13 protein-coding genes are annotated in these 13,704 nt (G+C 58.4%); 10 read left to right on the top strand and 3 right to left on the bottom strand.

Annotation, left to right across the window (positions count from 1 at the left end; translation table 11 throughout):
- Nucleotides 1-112: 112 nt before the first annotated feature.
- The 3 genes from ACRQ1B_RS18580 to ACRQ1B_RS18570 all read left to right on the top strand — a co-directional run bounded on the left by ACRQ1B_RS18580 (nt 113) and on the right by ACRQ1B_RS18570 (nt 3,555).
- Nucleotides 113-2,407 carry an FdhF/YdeP family oxidoreductase gene (locus ACRQ1B_RS18580; RefSeq protein WP_432295412.1) on the top strand — a complete coding sequence of 765 codons (2,295 nt, stop codon included), beginning with the start codon at nt 113-115 and terminating at the stop codon, nt 2,405-2,407.
- Complete coding sequence (locus tag ACRQ1B_RS18575) at nt 2,404-2,694, top strand: hypothetical protein (RefSeq protein ID WP_432295411.1); 291 nt, start codon at nt 2,404-2,406, stop codon at nt 2,692-2,694. Before ACRQ1B_RS18580 ends, ACRQ1B_RS18575 begins: the two co-directional genes overlap by 4 nt.
- A 111-nt stretch (nt 2,695-2,805) precedes the next feature.
- Entirely contained in the window at nt 2,806-3,555 is a 750-nt protein-coding gene (locus ACRQ1B_RS18570) for an SDR family oxidoreductase (RefSeq protein WP_432295410.1), read from the top strand.
- Nucleotides 3,556-3,606: 51 nt separating this feature from the next.
- On the opposite strand, the gene ACRQ1B_RS18565 is transcribed toward ACRQ1B_RS18570, so the two are convergent.
- Nucleotides 3,607-4,041: a winged helix-turn-helix transcriptional regulator gene (locus ACRQ1B_RS18565; protein ID WP_432295408.1), complete on the bottom strand. Its 435-nt coding sequence runs from the start codon at nt 4,039-4,041 to the stop codon at nt 3,607-3,609.
- A 344-nt stretch (nt 4,042-4,385) separates the two neighbouring features.
- Here ACRQ1B_RS18565 and ACRQ1B_RS18560 point away from each other — a divergent pair, with 344 nt between their 5' ends.
- The gene (locus ACRQ1B_RS18560; protein ID WP_432295406.1) at nt 4,386-5,258 is read left to right on the top strand and encodes an SDR family oxidoreductase; all 873 of its coding nucleotides are present in this window, start codon (nt 4,386-4,388) and stop codon (nt 5,256-5,258) included.
- Nucleotides 5,259-5,764: 506 nt separating this feature from the next.
- Here ACRQ1B_RS18560 and ACRQ1B_RS18555 read toward each other — a convergent pair.
- Nucleotides 5,765-6,508: an IclR family transcriptional regulator gene (locus tag ACRQ1B_RS18555; RefSeq protein ID WP_432295405.1), complete on the bottom strand. Its 744-nt coding sequence runs from the start codon at nt 6,506-6,508 to the stop codon at nt 5,765-5,767.
- 20 nt (nt 6,509-6,528) lie between these two features.
- Nucleotides 6,529-6,744, bottom strand: coding sequence for a hypothetical protein (locus ACRQ1B_RS18550; protein WP_432295404.1), 216 nt, complete (start codon nt 6,742-6,744; stop codon nt 6,529-6,531).
- Here ACRQ1B_RS18550 and ACRQ1B_RS18545 point away from each other — a divergent pair.
- Genes ACRQ1B_RS18545 through ACRQ1B_RS18520 form a run of 6 tightly spaced genes read left to right on the top strand, consistent with a single transcriptional unit; the run spans nt 6,723 to nt 13,616 of the window.
- Nucleotides 6,723-8,264 carry an ABC transporter substrate-binding protein gene (locus ACRQ1B_RS18545; protein ID WP_432295402.1) on the top strand — a complete coding sequence of 514 codons (1,542 nt, stop codon included), beginning with the start codon at nt 6,723-6,725 and terminating at the stop codon, nt 8,262-8,264. The two genes, ACRQ1B_RS18550 and ACRQ1B_RS18545, sit on opposite strands and share 22 nt — an antisense overlap.
- Nucleotides 8,261-9,181, top strand: a complete 921-nt coding sequence (locus ACRQ1B_RS18540) for an ABC transporter permease (RefSeq protein WP_432295401.1) — start codon at nt 8,261-8,263, stop codon at nt 9,179-9,181. The genes ACRQ1B_RS18545 and ACRQ1B_RS18540 overlap by 4 nt, the downstream gene beginning before the upstream one ends.
- Entirely contained in the window at nt 9,178-10,056 is an 879-nt protein-coding gene (locus tag ACRQ1B_RS18535; protein WP_432295400.1) for an ABC transporter permease, read from the top strand. Before ACRQ1B_RS18540 ends, ACRQ1B_RS18535 begins: the two co-directional genes overlap by 4 nt.
- Complete coding sequence (locus ACRQ1B_RS18530) at nt 10,053-11,723, top strand: dipeptide ABC transporter ATP-binding protein (protein WP_432295398.1); 1,671 nt, start codon at nt 10,053-10,055, stop codon at nt 11,721-11,723. Before ACRQ1B_RS18535 ends, ACRQ1B_RS18530 begins: the two co-directional genes overlap by 4 nt.
- Entirely contained in the window at nt 11,720-13,006 is a 1,287-nt protein-coding gene (locus ACRQ1B_RS18525; RefSeq protein ID WP_432295397.1) for an LLM class flavin-dependent oxidoreductase, read from the top strand. The genes ACRQ1B_RS18530 and ACRQ1B_RS18525 overlap by 4 nt, the downstream gene beginning before the upstream one ends.
- Nucleotides 13,007-13,046: 40 nt before the next feature.
- Nucleotides 13,047-13,616, top strand: coding sequence for a cysteine dioxygenase family protein (locus ACRQ1B_RS18520; RefSeq protein ID WP_432295396.1), 570 nt, complete (start codon nt 13,047-13,049; stop codon nt 13,614-13,616).
- The last annotated feature ends 88 nt before the right edge of the window (nt 13,617-13,704 follow it).

The following is a 13,704-nucleotide window of genomic DNA, read 5'->3' as shown; positions in this document are numbered from 1 at the left end:
TGCGGCCAGGTCACGATAGCGCGTTGCCAGCGTTCACATCGATAGTTTTTTTCTATCGATCTATCGAATTGATCCGCTTGAACATTTTTGCGTTTTGTCAGAAATGCGGCAAATGGACACAGGATTTATCGGTAAGAAATCGTCCGCCGCAGGCGGATGGGGTGCATTGAAAAGCTGCGGCAAGCAGCTTCTGAAAAGTGGTACGCCGCTCTCGGGCGCGCGCACCATGCTGAAAGCCAATCAGCCGGACGGCTTTGATTGTCCGGGCTGTGCGTGGGGTGATCCGGCGCACGGGTCTTCGTTCGAATTCTGCGAAAACGGCGTCAAGGCCGTGGCTTGGGAATCGACTGAAAAGCGTGCGACGCCCGAACTCTTCGCAACCCACACCGTCACCGAACTGCGCAAACTGAGCGACTACGAGCTCGAGCGTCACGGCCGCCTGACACATCCGATGCGTTACGACGCGGCGAGCGACAAATATGTGGCGGTCGACTGGAGCGAAGCATTTGCCGAAATCGGCAGCATCCTGAAGGGCCTCGACAGCCCGGATCGCGCCGAATTCTACACATCCGGCCGCGCCAGCAACGAAGCTGCCTATCTCTACCAGCTGTTTGTCCGACTTTACGGCACCAACAATTTCCCCGATTGCTCCAACATGTGCCACGAGGCGAGCGGCGTCGGCCTTCGCCAGTCGATCGGTGTCGGCAAGGGCACGGTTCTTCTTGAGGATTTTGAGGAAGCCGATGCCATCTTCGTGATTGGCCAGAATCCCGGCACCAACCATCCTCGCATGCTGGGTGATCTGCGCCGTGCCGCCATTCGCGGCGCCAAGATTGTGGTCTTCAACCCGATCCGCGAACGCGGCCTGGAGCGGTTCACCGATCCGCAGGACAAGATCGAGATGCTGCGCGGTGGCGCAACCGATATCGCCAGTGATTATCTGCAGCCGCGCCTCGGCGGTGATATGGCGGCCGTGCGCGGCATGGCCAAGGCGGTGTTCGCCGCGGAAGATGCCGCAATCGCCGCTGGCCTTCCATCGGTTCTCGATCACGCTTTCCTTGCCGAACACAGCATCGGCCTTACCGATTACCGCGCCGCCGTCGATGCGACCGATTGGGCGCAGATCGAAGATCAGTCCGGCCTGTCACGCCAGCAGATCGAGGCTGCCGCTGAAATCTACATGAAGGCCGAGCGGGTGATCTGCACCTGGGCCATGGGTGTGACCCAGCATGTGCATTCCGTCGCCACTATCCGTGAAATCTCCAATTTCATGTTCCTGCGCGGCAATGTCGGCAAGCCAGGCGCCGGTCTCTGCCCCGTGCGTGGCCATTCCAACGTCCAGGGCGATCGTACCGTCGGCATCAATGAAAAGCCGCCGGTCGCTTTCCTCGATGCGCTGGAAAAGCATTTTGGCGTCGCCATGCCGCGCCACAACGGCCATAACGTTCTGGCCGCGATTGGTGCCATGCTGGACGGCTCGGCCGACGTCTTTATTGGCCTCGGCGGCAATTTTGCCCGTGCGACACCGGACAGTGCCATCGTCGAACAGGCGATGCGCCGCATGAAGCTGACGGTCAACGTGGCCACCAAACCGAACCATTCGCACCTGATGCCGGGGGAGATTTCATACGTTCTGCCGTGCCTCGGCCGCACCGAAATGGATATCAACGCCAAGGGTGTTTCGCAGCTGATCAGCGTGGAAGATTCGATGAGCATGGTGCATGGCTCGGCTGGCATCAACCGCCCGGCCTCGCCACTCCTTCTTTCGGAAGTCGCCATCATCGCCGGTATCGCGGAAGCCACCGTCGGCAATGGCGTCGTCAACTGGTCGGAACTGGCGCAGGACAATGATCGCATCCGCGATCATATCGAAGCGACCATCCCCGGTTTCGAAAACTACAACGAGCGCCTGCGCAAGCCGCGTGGCTTTCATCTGCGCAACGCAGCAGCCCATCGCGAATGGAATACGACGAAAGGCAAGGCGACCTTTTCAGGCGTTGCGCTGCCTCAGGAAACCGTTCACCAGCGGGCAAACAAGGGGGGTGGCAATTTTGCGCTGCAGACCTTCCGCTCGCACGATCAGTACAACACCACGGTTTACGGCCTCGATGACCGCTATCGCGGCGTTTACGGTGAACGTCAGGTGATCTTTATTCACCCTGCCGATCTGGAAGCGATGAATGCTGCTGCGGGCGACCGCGTCGACGTTGTCACCGAAAGCAGTGACGGCATCGACCGCGTGGCTGAAAATTTTCGCTTCGTTCCCTACGATATCCCACGCGGCAGTATTGCCGGATATTATCCGGAACTGAATGTGCTGGTGCCGCTCGGCAGCGCGGGTGACGAAAGCGATACGCCGACCTCGAAGTCGATCATGGTGTCGTTCCGCAAGCGACAGGCGGCGTGACCGATGAAACGTCAGACGCCGAGCGTTTTCTGGCGCTCGTCGCGTCAGCGCAGGAAAGAGATCCTGCGCTGACATCGATACAGGCGGCAATTCTGATTGCCGCCCAACTCGACATAGCGCGGGACAGCCGCAGTTTCGCGCGAATTTTCGGCGTGGAACATGCGTTGGCGCTTCGAGAGTTGAATGCGCTGGCCGAACGTGGCGATGCCGTAAAGATCGCCAGACGCGACGCAAGAACGTTGCGCAGTTTTTATGACATCATAGACAGCCGGCCCCCAGCCCCCTGAGACCGCCGCCAGCATGCTGCATAAAAAATCCAGACTTACCAGAAGGTGCCTACTTACCAAAAGATACCATTGGCTCTACCTTCGTCGTCAGGACACTGTGGAGATAGAAACATGGATTTCTCAAAAGCGACAATTCTCATCACCGGCGGCAATTCCGGTATTGGCAAGGCACTTGCCAAAGCTTTGGCGGCGAGGGGAGCCAAGGTCATCATTACGGGACGCGACGACACCCGCCTGAAGGAAACGCTCTATGCCAATCAAGGCATGTTCGGTTACGAGCTGGACGTGACCGATCCCGAAGCAATCAAAAATTTCGTGACCAACGTCACAGAGCATCACCCTGATCTCAATGCCGTGATCCATAATGCCGGCATCATGATCAGCGAGAATGTGTTGGCAGACGCCTATGATCTCGACATCGTGGAGCAGACGATCTCGACCAACCTGCTGGCCCCCATTCGGCTGACCGCGGCGTTGCTGCCGCATCTGCGCAGGCAATCGGAAGCCGCAGTGGTGACAGTCTCGTCCGGCCTTGCCTTTGTTCCGCGCGCCGACACGCTGACCTATAGCGCCACCAAAGCCGCCATCCATTCCTGGACCACCAGTCTGCGGCATGAATTGCGCAATACAAGTGTGTCTGTCGTGGAACTGGCACCGCCGCTAGTGGCGACCGACCTGACGCCCGGCCAATCCCAAAATCCGCGCGCAATGCCGTTGGGCGAATTTATATCGGAATCCGTCGACCTGCTTTGCGCCCAGCCGACGCCCTCTGAGGTGCTGGTGGGCCGCGTCATGCCGCAGCGTACAGCCGAAGCCACCGGCAATTTCGACAAAGTGTTCGGCCTGATCAACCCCGCCTGATCTCGAAGATCAGCATTTTCACCACCATGGAGCAGGCCAGTGTCGGCCTGCTCAATCTTTTTTGTCGTAGATTGAGCGTGCCGATGCCACGGCATCGTGATTTTCCAAAGCCCAGACCCAGACATTGCAGAACGCTGCACCGAGCGTCAGCCCGAGTGGCGAAAGGCTGTATTCCACCTTTGGCGGCACACACGCATATGTCTTGCGCACCACCAGTCCGTCGCGCTCCATGCGGCGCAGCGTCTGGGTCAACATCTTCTGGCTTATGCCGGTCACTTGCCTGGCGATGTCTGAAAATCGCAGCGTGCCTTCTTCCCAAAGCGTGTCGAGAATGACCACGGTCCATTTGTCGGCGAACCCTGAGATCATCTCCCTTACCAGCGTTTCCACCCTCGGGTCTACGTCCGCCGGATAATCGCGTGCCTTGTAAGAATCCGCGCGGGCCATCTGATCCGTGGTGAAGGACGGGCGGTGCTGCTCGCGCATGATTGGGTCTTCCTCATGGATGATCTGGTTCGTTTCTATATAAAAGAGAGTTTTGAAGCAATATTTGCGATCGATATCCGGCTCCACAGTCGGGCTATAGCATGGTCCGAACGTGCGGCAACGAAGCCCCGATCAGGTGATGACCCAACATCACGCAAAAATCTCATAATGTTTACAAGCATGTTACCGGCCAGACCTCCCTATTTTTCCATTTCTCTCCTGTCGGTAATTATCGCTCCGCCTGGTGCGTTCTTTCCATCACTTTTCCACTCCGAATATTCATGCAGACGCAGCGCCTGCACGCATTTTGCATCCGGGTGACTGTTGACCAGAAAGGGATCAAGATGACTGACGCATCAGACACCAAGGGTATTTCACGCCGGCACATCCTCGCTGCCACGGCAGCAGGATCGGCGGCAACCGCCATCGCGGCTTTTGGCACTCAAGCCCGCGCGCAGACCGCCTCCAACGCGGCGTCCGCGGCAGGGGCAGGGCGCGTGGCTGTCGTCACCGGATCGTCCCGAGGGATCGGCGCCGCGACCGCCAAACGACTGGCGCAGGATGGTTTCAAGCTTGTCGTCAACTGCAGGGTCAATCGAGATCTTGCGGCCGCGGTAGTCAAGGATATCGAGGCAGAAGGCGGGCAGGCGGTTTGGGAACAGGCGGACATACGTGATCCCGCAGCCGTAAGACGTCTTTTCGATGCCGCAGAGCGTGCTTTCGGCGGCATCGATGTCGCCGTTGCCAATGCTGGCGTTATGCATCTGGCACCCTTCAGCAAGATGTCCGACGACGATTTTGACACCATGATGGACACCAACACAAAGGGCAGTTTCAACACGTTGCGCGAGGCGGCAAACCGGGTGCGTGATGGCGGCAGGATCGTCGCCATGTCCTCCAGCATTGTCGCGTTGCGCTCACCGACCTATGGACCTTATGCGGCGTCGAAAGCATCGATGGAAATTTTTACGAACATTCTCGCCAAGGAGCTGGCTGGCCGAAAAATCTCCGTTAACGCGGTGGCGCCCGGCCTTGTTGCAACGTCGCTTTTCCTGGATGGCAAATCCGAGGAACAGGTTGCCGGTTTCGCCCAACGAACGCCTCATGGCCGCATTGGCGAACCGAGCGATATTGCCGCCACAATTGCGTTCCTGTGCAGCCAGGACGGCTGGTGGATCAATGGGCAGACGCTGTATTCCAATGGTGGCGTGGTCTGACAGGCGAAAAGTCTTTACTGAAGTCGAAGATCGGGCCGCATGATGCGGCCCGATGCATTGCTTGCCCGACCCGTCAAAGGCCGGCATCCGGTGAAAATCGTAACTGCGCCTCCACACAAAATGTGGAGGACGAGGTGGAATGTCCGTAATCCGGGAGGCGCCGCACCTTTGCGACATGCCGGTTCCTCCAAAAACGAAGCCATTGAAATTATTGGCATGTCGCACTTGGAAATCGAATGTACCCGGTTACCCAGGTGCATTCGATAATACAGATTATGGAACTAAGAGTCTGTTTCAAAAGACGGAGATCTAAAGCACTGAACCCAGGATAGCGTGAAGACGTCATGGTCTTCATCGTCTTTAGCCGCGGCTTGTGTTCGCTGCTTCAACAAAGGGCAAAAGCGTATGTTGGCAAACGCATGCACGCTTCCGTTCGACAAGTGAAACGCTATGGCAGCCGATTCCCTGAGCTGCGAATGCTTCGGTAAACCGCTTTATTGGTGGCCTCACTTGTTGATACCCGTATCAAATCCGCCCTGCGCAAACTCTTTTTTTGCGATTGCCGCGAACGAGTGAAGATCCTCATCGGAAATCTCCGTGCTCAATCCGGAAATGGTGATCGCCCCGAGAAAGCTCTGATCGCTGTCGAACAATGGTATCGAAATGGACGTGAAGTGACGCAGCCTCTCGCCGCGTGACGCGGCATAGCCGTTCTCCCGAACAGCGACGTCGCCTAATGCCTCGCCGCCGGTAAAGGCTAGCAGTATCTTCGCTGCCGATCCACCATGGTCTAACGGCACCGAGGTTCCCAGTTCAACATAATTGGTATGGCTGGCCCTCTTCCGGCAGCGGCTCATACAGACGCGCTGGTCACCCGCCCTGATGAAAAACGAAGCCGACTGGTTGACCTGCTCGGCAACAGCATTCAGGGGCCGCTCAACGCGTGAAATGAGTGTCGAGGTTTCCTTGAATATGGCGGCAAGACGCAGGTTCATTGGGCCGGGCGAATAACTACCATCGGAATGCCGCTCCAGAAATCCCCAATGCGCCAGAGACCTCAAGGCGCGCAGAGTTGTGGATTTGTCGAGCCCCGAAAGATCGGAAAGTTCTCGCAATTGCATGCGGTTACGTTCCGCTGTGAAGAGGTGCAGGAGAAATAATCCACGATCTAGCACTCCGGCCGGCGGAGCTTCCTGCTGAGGCGCTGACACAAGAGTGCCACCCGTCCTGGAACGGTCGTCAGTTGACATAACGCAATTGATCCATTTTATTAAATGAAACGCGTTTCATCATATAAAACGAAATTCTCCCGTATGGCAAGCCCACGACATAAAAATTCTTCCGAAAGTGCCTCAAGCGCAAAAAAACCGGCCAGAGGCATCCATTGAAGCAAAGGGATGACCGACTGAGCCACCATCCCTGAACCGCCGATCTCATCTTTTTTCCAGTCTTCGGAGACTTTGAATGAAAACGACCCGCCGCTCACTTCTTGGATTTCTCGGCGCCACTGCGCTCAGTCCTGCCATTTTCTCCACGACCGGCGGTGTGCCGGCGGCATATGCGCAAGACAACGACACATTAATTCTCGCGCAGACCAACGACATCCTGACGCTGGATCCGGCCAATCACGGTAACAACTCGACAGAGTCGGCGCTCATCAACATCTACGATTATCTGGTGAACAAGGAATTCGTGGATGGCGCCATGACCTTCCAGCCGAACCTCGCAAAATCGTGGCACAGCGACGATCTGATCCGCTGGGTGTTCGAACTGCACGAAGGTATTGTCTGGCACGACGGCAGCGCATTCACGGCTGAGGATGTCAAATTCACGATCGAACGGGGAAGAAAAGAGACCGGACTGAACAGTGCATCGAAATTCAACGCGATCGAAACAGTCAATGTGTTGGGGCCGCACCGCCTCGAGATCTTGACCAAAGGACGTGATCCCCTGCTGCTGCACAGCTTTGTCGGCAATGGCGCAATGATCCTGCCCAAGGCTGCGTTCGAGGCTGCTGGAAATGCGGAAGCATTTTTCGCCAAACCGATCGGCACCGGCCCCTACAGCTTTGTCCAATGGCAGCGTGGCGACAGGCTGACCCTCAAGGCAAGTGGCAATTGGCGGGGTGGCAAACCGCATTGGTCTCAGGTGATCGTGCGTGGCATTCCGGAAACGTCTACACGCGTCGCGGAAGCCTTGACCGGTGGTGCCGCCGTCGCCGTGAACATTCCGCCGGACGACATCGAGCGCATCAAAAACGGTTCTGATACCAATGTGGCGTCGTTCGACATTGCGCGCAATTTCGCCCTGCACGTTCGCAATGAAGAAGGTGCCGGCACGCGTGATCTCCGGGTGCGCGAGGCAATCGATCTTGCGATCAACCGCGAAGAGATCGTGCAATTTATTCTCGATGGTTACGCGACGCCGACACGTGGCCTTTTCCCGCCGGAAATCCCAGGCCACAACCCGGAACTCAACAGCAAGAACGCTTTCGATCCGGATCGTGCACGCGCCTTGATCGAAGAAGCCGGAGCCGAGGGGACGGAGATTACCCTTCATAGCCCAAGTGGACGTTGGGCCAAGGATCATGAAACCGCGGAGACGATCGTCGGCTATCTGCAGGATATCGGCCTGAAGGCGAAGCTTGAAGTCCTCGAATGGAGCGTCTTCAACTCGCGCCTCCAGGCCGACCAACTGGGCGATATCTACCTCTGGGCCATGGGTTCCTATACCGATGCCTCACACCTCACCGACATGAACCGCCTGAAGCGCTTCAACCCGCATTGGCAGGACGAGAAGTTCATCGCCCTTTCGCGCACGCTGAACGATGCTCCGACCGAGGATGAGAGGCAGGCCATGCTGCGTGAGGCGCAGCGCGTCATGACGGATGCTCGTGTCCGCATCGGCATCCTCTATCCCAAGGCTATCTACGCGACGAGCAAGCGCGTCACCTTCCCCGGCCGGTTCGATGAGATGATCCCCGCCGAAAAGGTTCGCCGGGCATGATCATTGCGGCACTCAGGCGGTTTTTGTTTCAAGCCATACCGGTCCTCTACATCGTCTCGTTGATAGTCTTCTTCCTTGTCCACATGGCGGGAGACCCAACGGTAATGCTGATACCGGAGGACGCCACGGAGGCCGACAGGCTGATGCTGGTGGCCGCCTGGGGCCTGGATCAACCCTTATACGTCCAGTACTTCCGCTATATGGGCAATATCCTGCAGGGTGACTTCGGTCTGTCCTATCGCTACGGAACATCGGCCATGCCGATCGTGCTGGAACGGTTGCCCGCGACCTTGCTTCTGACCGGCGCCGCCATGGTCATCGCTTTGGCAGTGGCCATCCCGGCCGGCATCATCGCCGCTCTGCGCCGAAATACTTCCGTAGATTTTGCCGTTTCCGGCCTTGCGGTACTGGGAAAGGCCATGCCGAACTTCTGGGTTGGCATCATGCTGATCCTGGTATTTGGCGTGTATTTCAGGATGTTCCCGGTCTCCGGCGGGGGTAGTCTTGCACATCTCGTTCTGCCGGCAGTCACACTCGGCATTTCATTCGCAGGTGATCTGGCGAAACTTATCCGCGCAAGCCTGCTGGAGGTTCTGCAGCAGGATTACATCCGCACAGCATATTCGAAAGGTATACCGGACAGGGTCGTGATCCTGAAACATGCTCTTCGCAATGCGACCCTTCCAACACTGACCATGACGTCACTCCATCTGATCGCGCTGTTGGGCGGCGCATTGGTGACGGAAACCGTCTTTGCATGGCCGGGGCTGGGCTCCCTGATCGTGCAGGCAGTGAATACCAAGGACATGGCCGTCATTCAGATTTCCGTCTTTGTCATCACAATCATGACCCTGCTGATCAATTTCGGCACCGACCTTTTGTATCGGCTGGTCGATCCGCGGATACAGATAGGATGAGTGTGCTCGATCATAGCTCCACCCCGCGTCCACGCGGCATTGTTTCCGCGATATCGCGCAGCCCATCAGGGCTTGCGGGCGCGGCATTGCTCACCATCGTCATTCTGGCCACGCTCTTGGCGGACATCCTGCCGCTGGCCGATCCTATGCGGCGAAGCCTTTCGTCGCGGCTCCTCCCACCGGTATGGATTGAAGGCGGCACAGCAAGCTTCCTTCTTGGCACGGACGGACAGGGCCGCGATATCCTGGCTAGGATCGTTCATGGTGGCCGCAGTTCTCTGATCGTAGGGCTCACGGCAGTCGCGCTCTCCGGTTTGTTCGGTCTGATCCTCGGCGTACTGGCCGGGCTTCGCGGCGGGATGATCGACACTGTGATCATGCGGGTCGTGGATGCCGTGCTGGCTATTCCGACCATGCTGTTCATGCTGGTTGTGGCCATGGTCGCCGGTACTGGTATCCTGCCGCTGGTGCTCGTCATCGCCGCGACCAACTGGGTGACCTATACACGTATAGTCCGGGCCGAGGTCATGCGGGTAAAGGAACTGGATTTTGTCGCGGCGGCGCGGATAAGCCGGGTCGGACTTCCATCCCTTCTGGCTAGACATATCATCCCGAACATCCTGCCGGCTTTCGTCGTCGTTGCCACGCTCAATGTCGGCACCGTCATTTTGACCGAGAGCGCATTGAGCTTTCTGGGCTTCGGCATACAGGCACCACAGATTTCGTGGGGGCAAATGTTGTCCGAAGGGCGCGAAACCCTGGCGACGAGCTGGTGGATCAGTACCTTTCCCGGCATCGCTCTCACCGTTACCGTTTTCAGCATCATCCTGCTGGGTGACTGGCTTCGCGACTACCTTGATCCGAGGTTGCCATGAGCGCATCAACTGCCAAACCCATCCTACAATACCGCAACCTGACCATTACACTTAACGGCCGTGTGCTGGTCAAAGGCCTCGACCTTGATGTCAATCGCAAGGAGATCATGGCACTGGTCGGCGAAAGCGGATCCGGCAAGACGCTTACAGCACTGAGTGCCGTCGGCCTTCTCCCCGCGGGGGCGACTTTATCGGCCGACCGTGCAGTGCTCAACGGCCACGACCTCGTTGATCGAAGCGCCGATGGCTGGAGAAATATTCGCGGCTCCGATGTTGGTATCGTGTTTCAGGAGCCGCTATCGTCGCTCAATCCGGTGCTGACCATTGGCGATCAGATCGGCGAGGTCCTATGGTACAAGAAGCGCCTGTCCCGACGGACACGCCGTGCAACGGCCATAGACCTTCTCGCCCGGATGGGGCTTGCCCGCCCTGAACAGCTTCTGAGTGCTTACCCCCACCAGCTATCGGGCGGCATGCGCCAGCGGGTCATGCTTGCAATCGCGATGGCCGGAGAGCCGTCGCTTCTCATCGCCGACGAACCGACCACAGCACTGGACAATTCCGTCCAGGCACAAGTGCTGGAACTGATCGTCAGCACCGCCGAACAGAGCGGCATCGGCGTCCTGTTCATCACCCATGACCTGTCCGTGGTTGCTCAGCTGGCGGACAGGGTCGCAGTGATGCGTGACGGATCGATCGTCGAAACAGCAGGCGTCCGCGATCTCTTTAGTGCACCGAAAGACGACTACACACGCCGCCTGATCTCCCTTGCCCCTCGCCTGCCCGCCGTGGTTCGCAATCCCACCCTGGCTAAAAGCCATGATCCCGAGCTTAGGGAAAGCTCCTCTCCCATTCTGGAGCTTTCCGGCATCGGAAAGAGCTATGAGCGACGTGACCATTTCTGGACCAGGGGCGAAAGCCACAGGGCACTGGATGACATATCGCTGACGGTGCACGCGGGAGAAACGCTCGGTCTGGTCGGGGAGTCCGGTTCGGGGAAGTCGACACTCGCGCGGATCATCACAGGGCTAACCCGGCCTGACCAAGGAACAGCCCAATTTCAGGGGAAAGATCTTTTCGGTTCCGAGCAGTCGCGGTCCTCCGATATTCAGATGGTATTTCAGGATCCATTCTCCTCGCTCAACCCGCGCATGCGTGTCGGCGAGATCATCGTTGAGCCATTGCGTGCCAGGGGCGGACTGAACCGCGACGCTCGCCATGCAGAGGCCGAGCGTCTTTTGGACGCCGTTGGCCTTCCTCCCTCGATGACGCATCGCCTGCCGCATGAGTTGTCCGGCGGCCAGCGTCAGCGCGTCGGTATTGCACGCGCCCTCAGTGTTCGCCCCAAACTCCTGATCTGCGACGAACCTGTATCGGCTTTGGACGTGTCGGTGCAGGCGGAGATTCTTGCTCTTCTGCAACGCCTGCGCCTTACCTACAGCCTCACGACGATCTTCATCGCGCATGGCCTGGACAGCGTCTACGCCGTCTCCGACCGCATCGCGGTTCTCAAAAATGGGCGCCTTGTCGAAGAAGGCCCCCGCGACGCGGTCTTCGGATCGCCCCGAGACCCTTACACACGCAAGCTGCTCGACGCGGTTCTGGACTCCGATCCCGAACGCAGCCGCTTCCGTTCCCACCGCCTCATCACAGAGAAGACAGCATGACACAACGACAGCTCCATTTCGGCCTGTTTCACCTGCCCATCGGGCGACACCCCTATGGCTGGCGGCTGCCGACGGCAGAAGGGCATCCCGAAGACCTGGCCTGGGCAATCCGTACCGCACGCAAGGCGGAAGAGGGTCTGTTCGATGCATTCTTCCTGGCTGACAGCCTTGTCGGACCCTCGCCGGGCGAGCATGGACGACCCGGCGGACTGGAGCCTCTCACTTTGCTCGGCGCAATTGCGGCCACCACGAGCCGCATCGGCTTGGTCGCGACCGTTTCTACCTCCTTCTCCGAACCGTTCAACGTTGCACGCATGTTCGCTTCGCTCGATCATATGAGCAGCGGACGCGCAGGCTGGAATGTTGTCACATCCCAATCGGATAGAGCTGCGCAGAATTTCGGACAGGACGATCTTGCAGCACATGCGGAACGCTATGCCCGTGCGACCGAGTATCTGGATGTGGTCAGGGGGCTTTGGGATACCTGGGATTCGGGAGCGCTGGTTTTCGACCGGGCGACGGGCGTCATGGTTGATCACGACAAGATCCGCCCGCTCGACCACCGCGGTAAATTCTATTCCGTACGAGGCCCGTTGAACGTCTCGCGACCGCCGCAGGGACATCCGGTCGTTTTCCAGGCAGGCTCATCGGGCGACGGCCTGGCGCTTGCCGGAAGTCGCGCCGACGTCGCTTTCACCGCTCAGGATACACTGTCGGAAGCGCTTGAATACAAGCGAGCGCTCCATGCCGCCGCGGCCAGTCGTCATGACGGACACCTGCCACTCGTCATGCCGGGTGTCATGCCGATCACCGGCCGCACCGCCGCCGAGGCGCGCGAGAAATTTGCTTTGCTTCAGGCCAATACGAATATCGCAGCCGGCATCAGCCAGCTTTCGGGACGCTGGGGATACGACCTGTCCACTCATGACCTGGACGGACCTGTTCCCGAACCGTCGGAGCGCGTGCATGGCCAGAGTAGAGTCACGATGCTTCTGCAGAAGGCGCGTGAGGAAAACTATACGCTACGTGATCTCGCGGCATTGGCCGTGGCCTCACATGGGCATCGTATCCTCGTCGGCTCCCCGGAAGATATCGCAGACGAGTTGCAGGCCTGGTTCGAGGCGGGAGCGGCAGACGGCTTCAATATCATTCCTGCCTCCATGCCGGACGGTCTCGACGATTTCGTCGATCTCGTCGTGCCTGAACTGCAACGACGTGGCCTGTATCGCAGGAGCTATGAAGGCAAGACCCTGCGCGATCATCTCGGGCTGCCGGCCGCCTGACTGGCGGCCGTTGCCAGCCAATCATCAAAGGGAGACACACATGAACCGTGAAAAGTCTATAGAAGAAGCTTTGGCGAGAGTCCGCACCGCTCTTGCGGGAGGTGTCGACCGCGAAACTCTGGAGGCAGCCAAGGAGGCTCTGGTCGCGCTTGCGGCGAATAGAGAATTTTGGACTGACGCGCAGTTTCCCGCCCCCGGCGAGGATGAACGTCAAGCCCGTTATCTCATTGCCCAGGATGATGCGGAAGGATTGACGCTCTATCTGAATGTCATGCTGCCAGGCAAAAAGATCCCGCCACATAATCATACGACCTGGGCATGTATTGCCGCTGTCGAAGGCGAAGAAGAGAATACTCTTTATCGACGTCTCGACGATGGGTCCGAAGCGGGTAAAGCGAAGCTCGAAATTGACCGTACCATATCTGTTTCGCCCGGGACTGGCATCGCTATGCTGCCTGACGATATCCACCATGTCGAAATCAAAGGCGATAGACCGATCCGTCATTTGCATCTCTACGGCCGGCCGCTGGAAACTCTGACCGCGCGATTGACGTTTGATCTTGCTGCTGGGACGTCACGTGCCATGCCGGTCGGCGTAAAGACGCGGTGATGAACACTGGACCGCCACTGTCGGAAACATGCGCCGCATTGACGCGTCGAGACAGAGGCGCTGCCGCCGACTTGGTTGCCGGCTCTTC

This window comes from Endobacterium panacihumi, from assembly GCF_050847465.1.
Classification (GTDB): Bacteria; Pseudomonadota; Alphaproteobacteria; order Rhizobiales; family Rhizobiaceae; genus Neorhizobium; species Neorhizobium panacihumi.
This window is presented reverse-complemented; position numbering and strand designations above follow the sequence as displayed.

What these genes read in the sequence shown, in the direction of transcription:
- ACRQ1B_RS18580 (WP_432295412.1), top strand. Translation starts at nt 113, where the DNA reads ATGGACACAGGATTTATCGGTAAGAAATCGTCCGCCGCAGGCGGATGG.
- ACRQ1B_RS18570 (WP_432295410.1), top strand. Translation starts at nt 2,806, where the DNA reads ATGGATTTCTCAAAAGCGACAATTCTCATCACCGGCGGCAATTCCGGT.
- ACRQ1B_RS18565 (WP_432295408.1), bottom strand. Translation starts at nt 4,041, where the DNA reads ATGCGCGAGCAGCACCGCCCGTCCTTCACCACGGATCAGATGGCCCGC.
- ACRQ1B_RS18560 (WP_432295406.1), top strand. Translation starts at nt 4,386, where the DNA reads ATGACTGACGCATCAGACACCAAGGGTATTTCACGCCGGCACATCCTC.
- ACRQ1B_RS18555 (WP_432295405.1), bottom strand. Translation starts at nt 6,508, where the DNA reads ATGTCAACTGACGACCGTTCCAGGACGGGTGGCACTCTTGTGTCAGCG.
- ACRQ1B_RS18545 (WP_432295402.1), top strand. Translation starts at nt 6,723, where the DNA reads ATGAAAACGACCCGCCGCTCACTTCTTGGATTTCTCGGCGCCACTGCG.
- ACRQ1B_RS18540 (WP_432295401.1), top strand. Translation starts at nt 8,261, where the DNA reads ATGATCATTGCGGCACTCAGGCGGTTTTTGTTTCAAGCCATACCGGTC.
- ACRQ1B_RS18535 (WP_432295400.1), top strand. Translation starts at nt 9,178, where the DNA reads ATGAGTGTGCTCGATCATAGCTCCACCCCGCGTCCACGCGGCATTGTT.
- ACRQ1B_RS18530 (WP_432295398.1), top strand. Translation starts at nt 10,053, where the DNA reads ATGAGCGCATCAACTGCCAAACCCATCCTACAATACCGCAACCTGACC.
- ACRQ1B_RS18525 (WP_432295397.1), top strand. Translation starts at nt 11,720, where the DNA reads ATGACACAACGACAGCTCCATTTCGGCCTGTTTCACCTGCCCATCGGG.
- ACRQ1B_RS18520 (WP_432295396.1), top strand. Translation starts at nt 13,047, where the DNA reads ATGAACCGTGAAAAGTCTATAGAAGAAGCTTTGGCGAGAGTCCGCACC.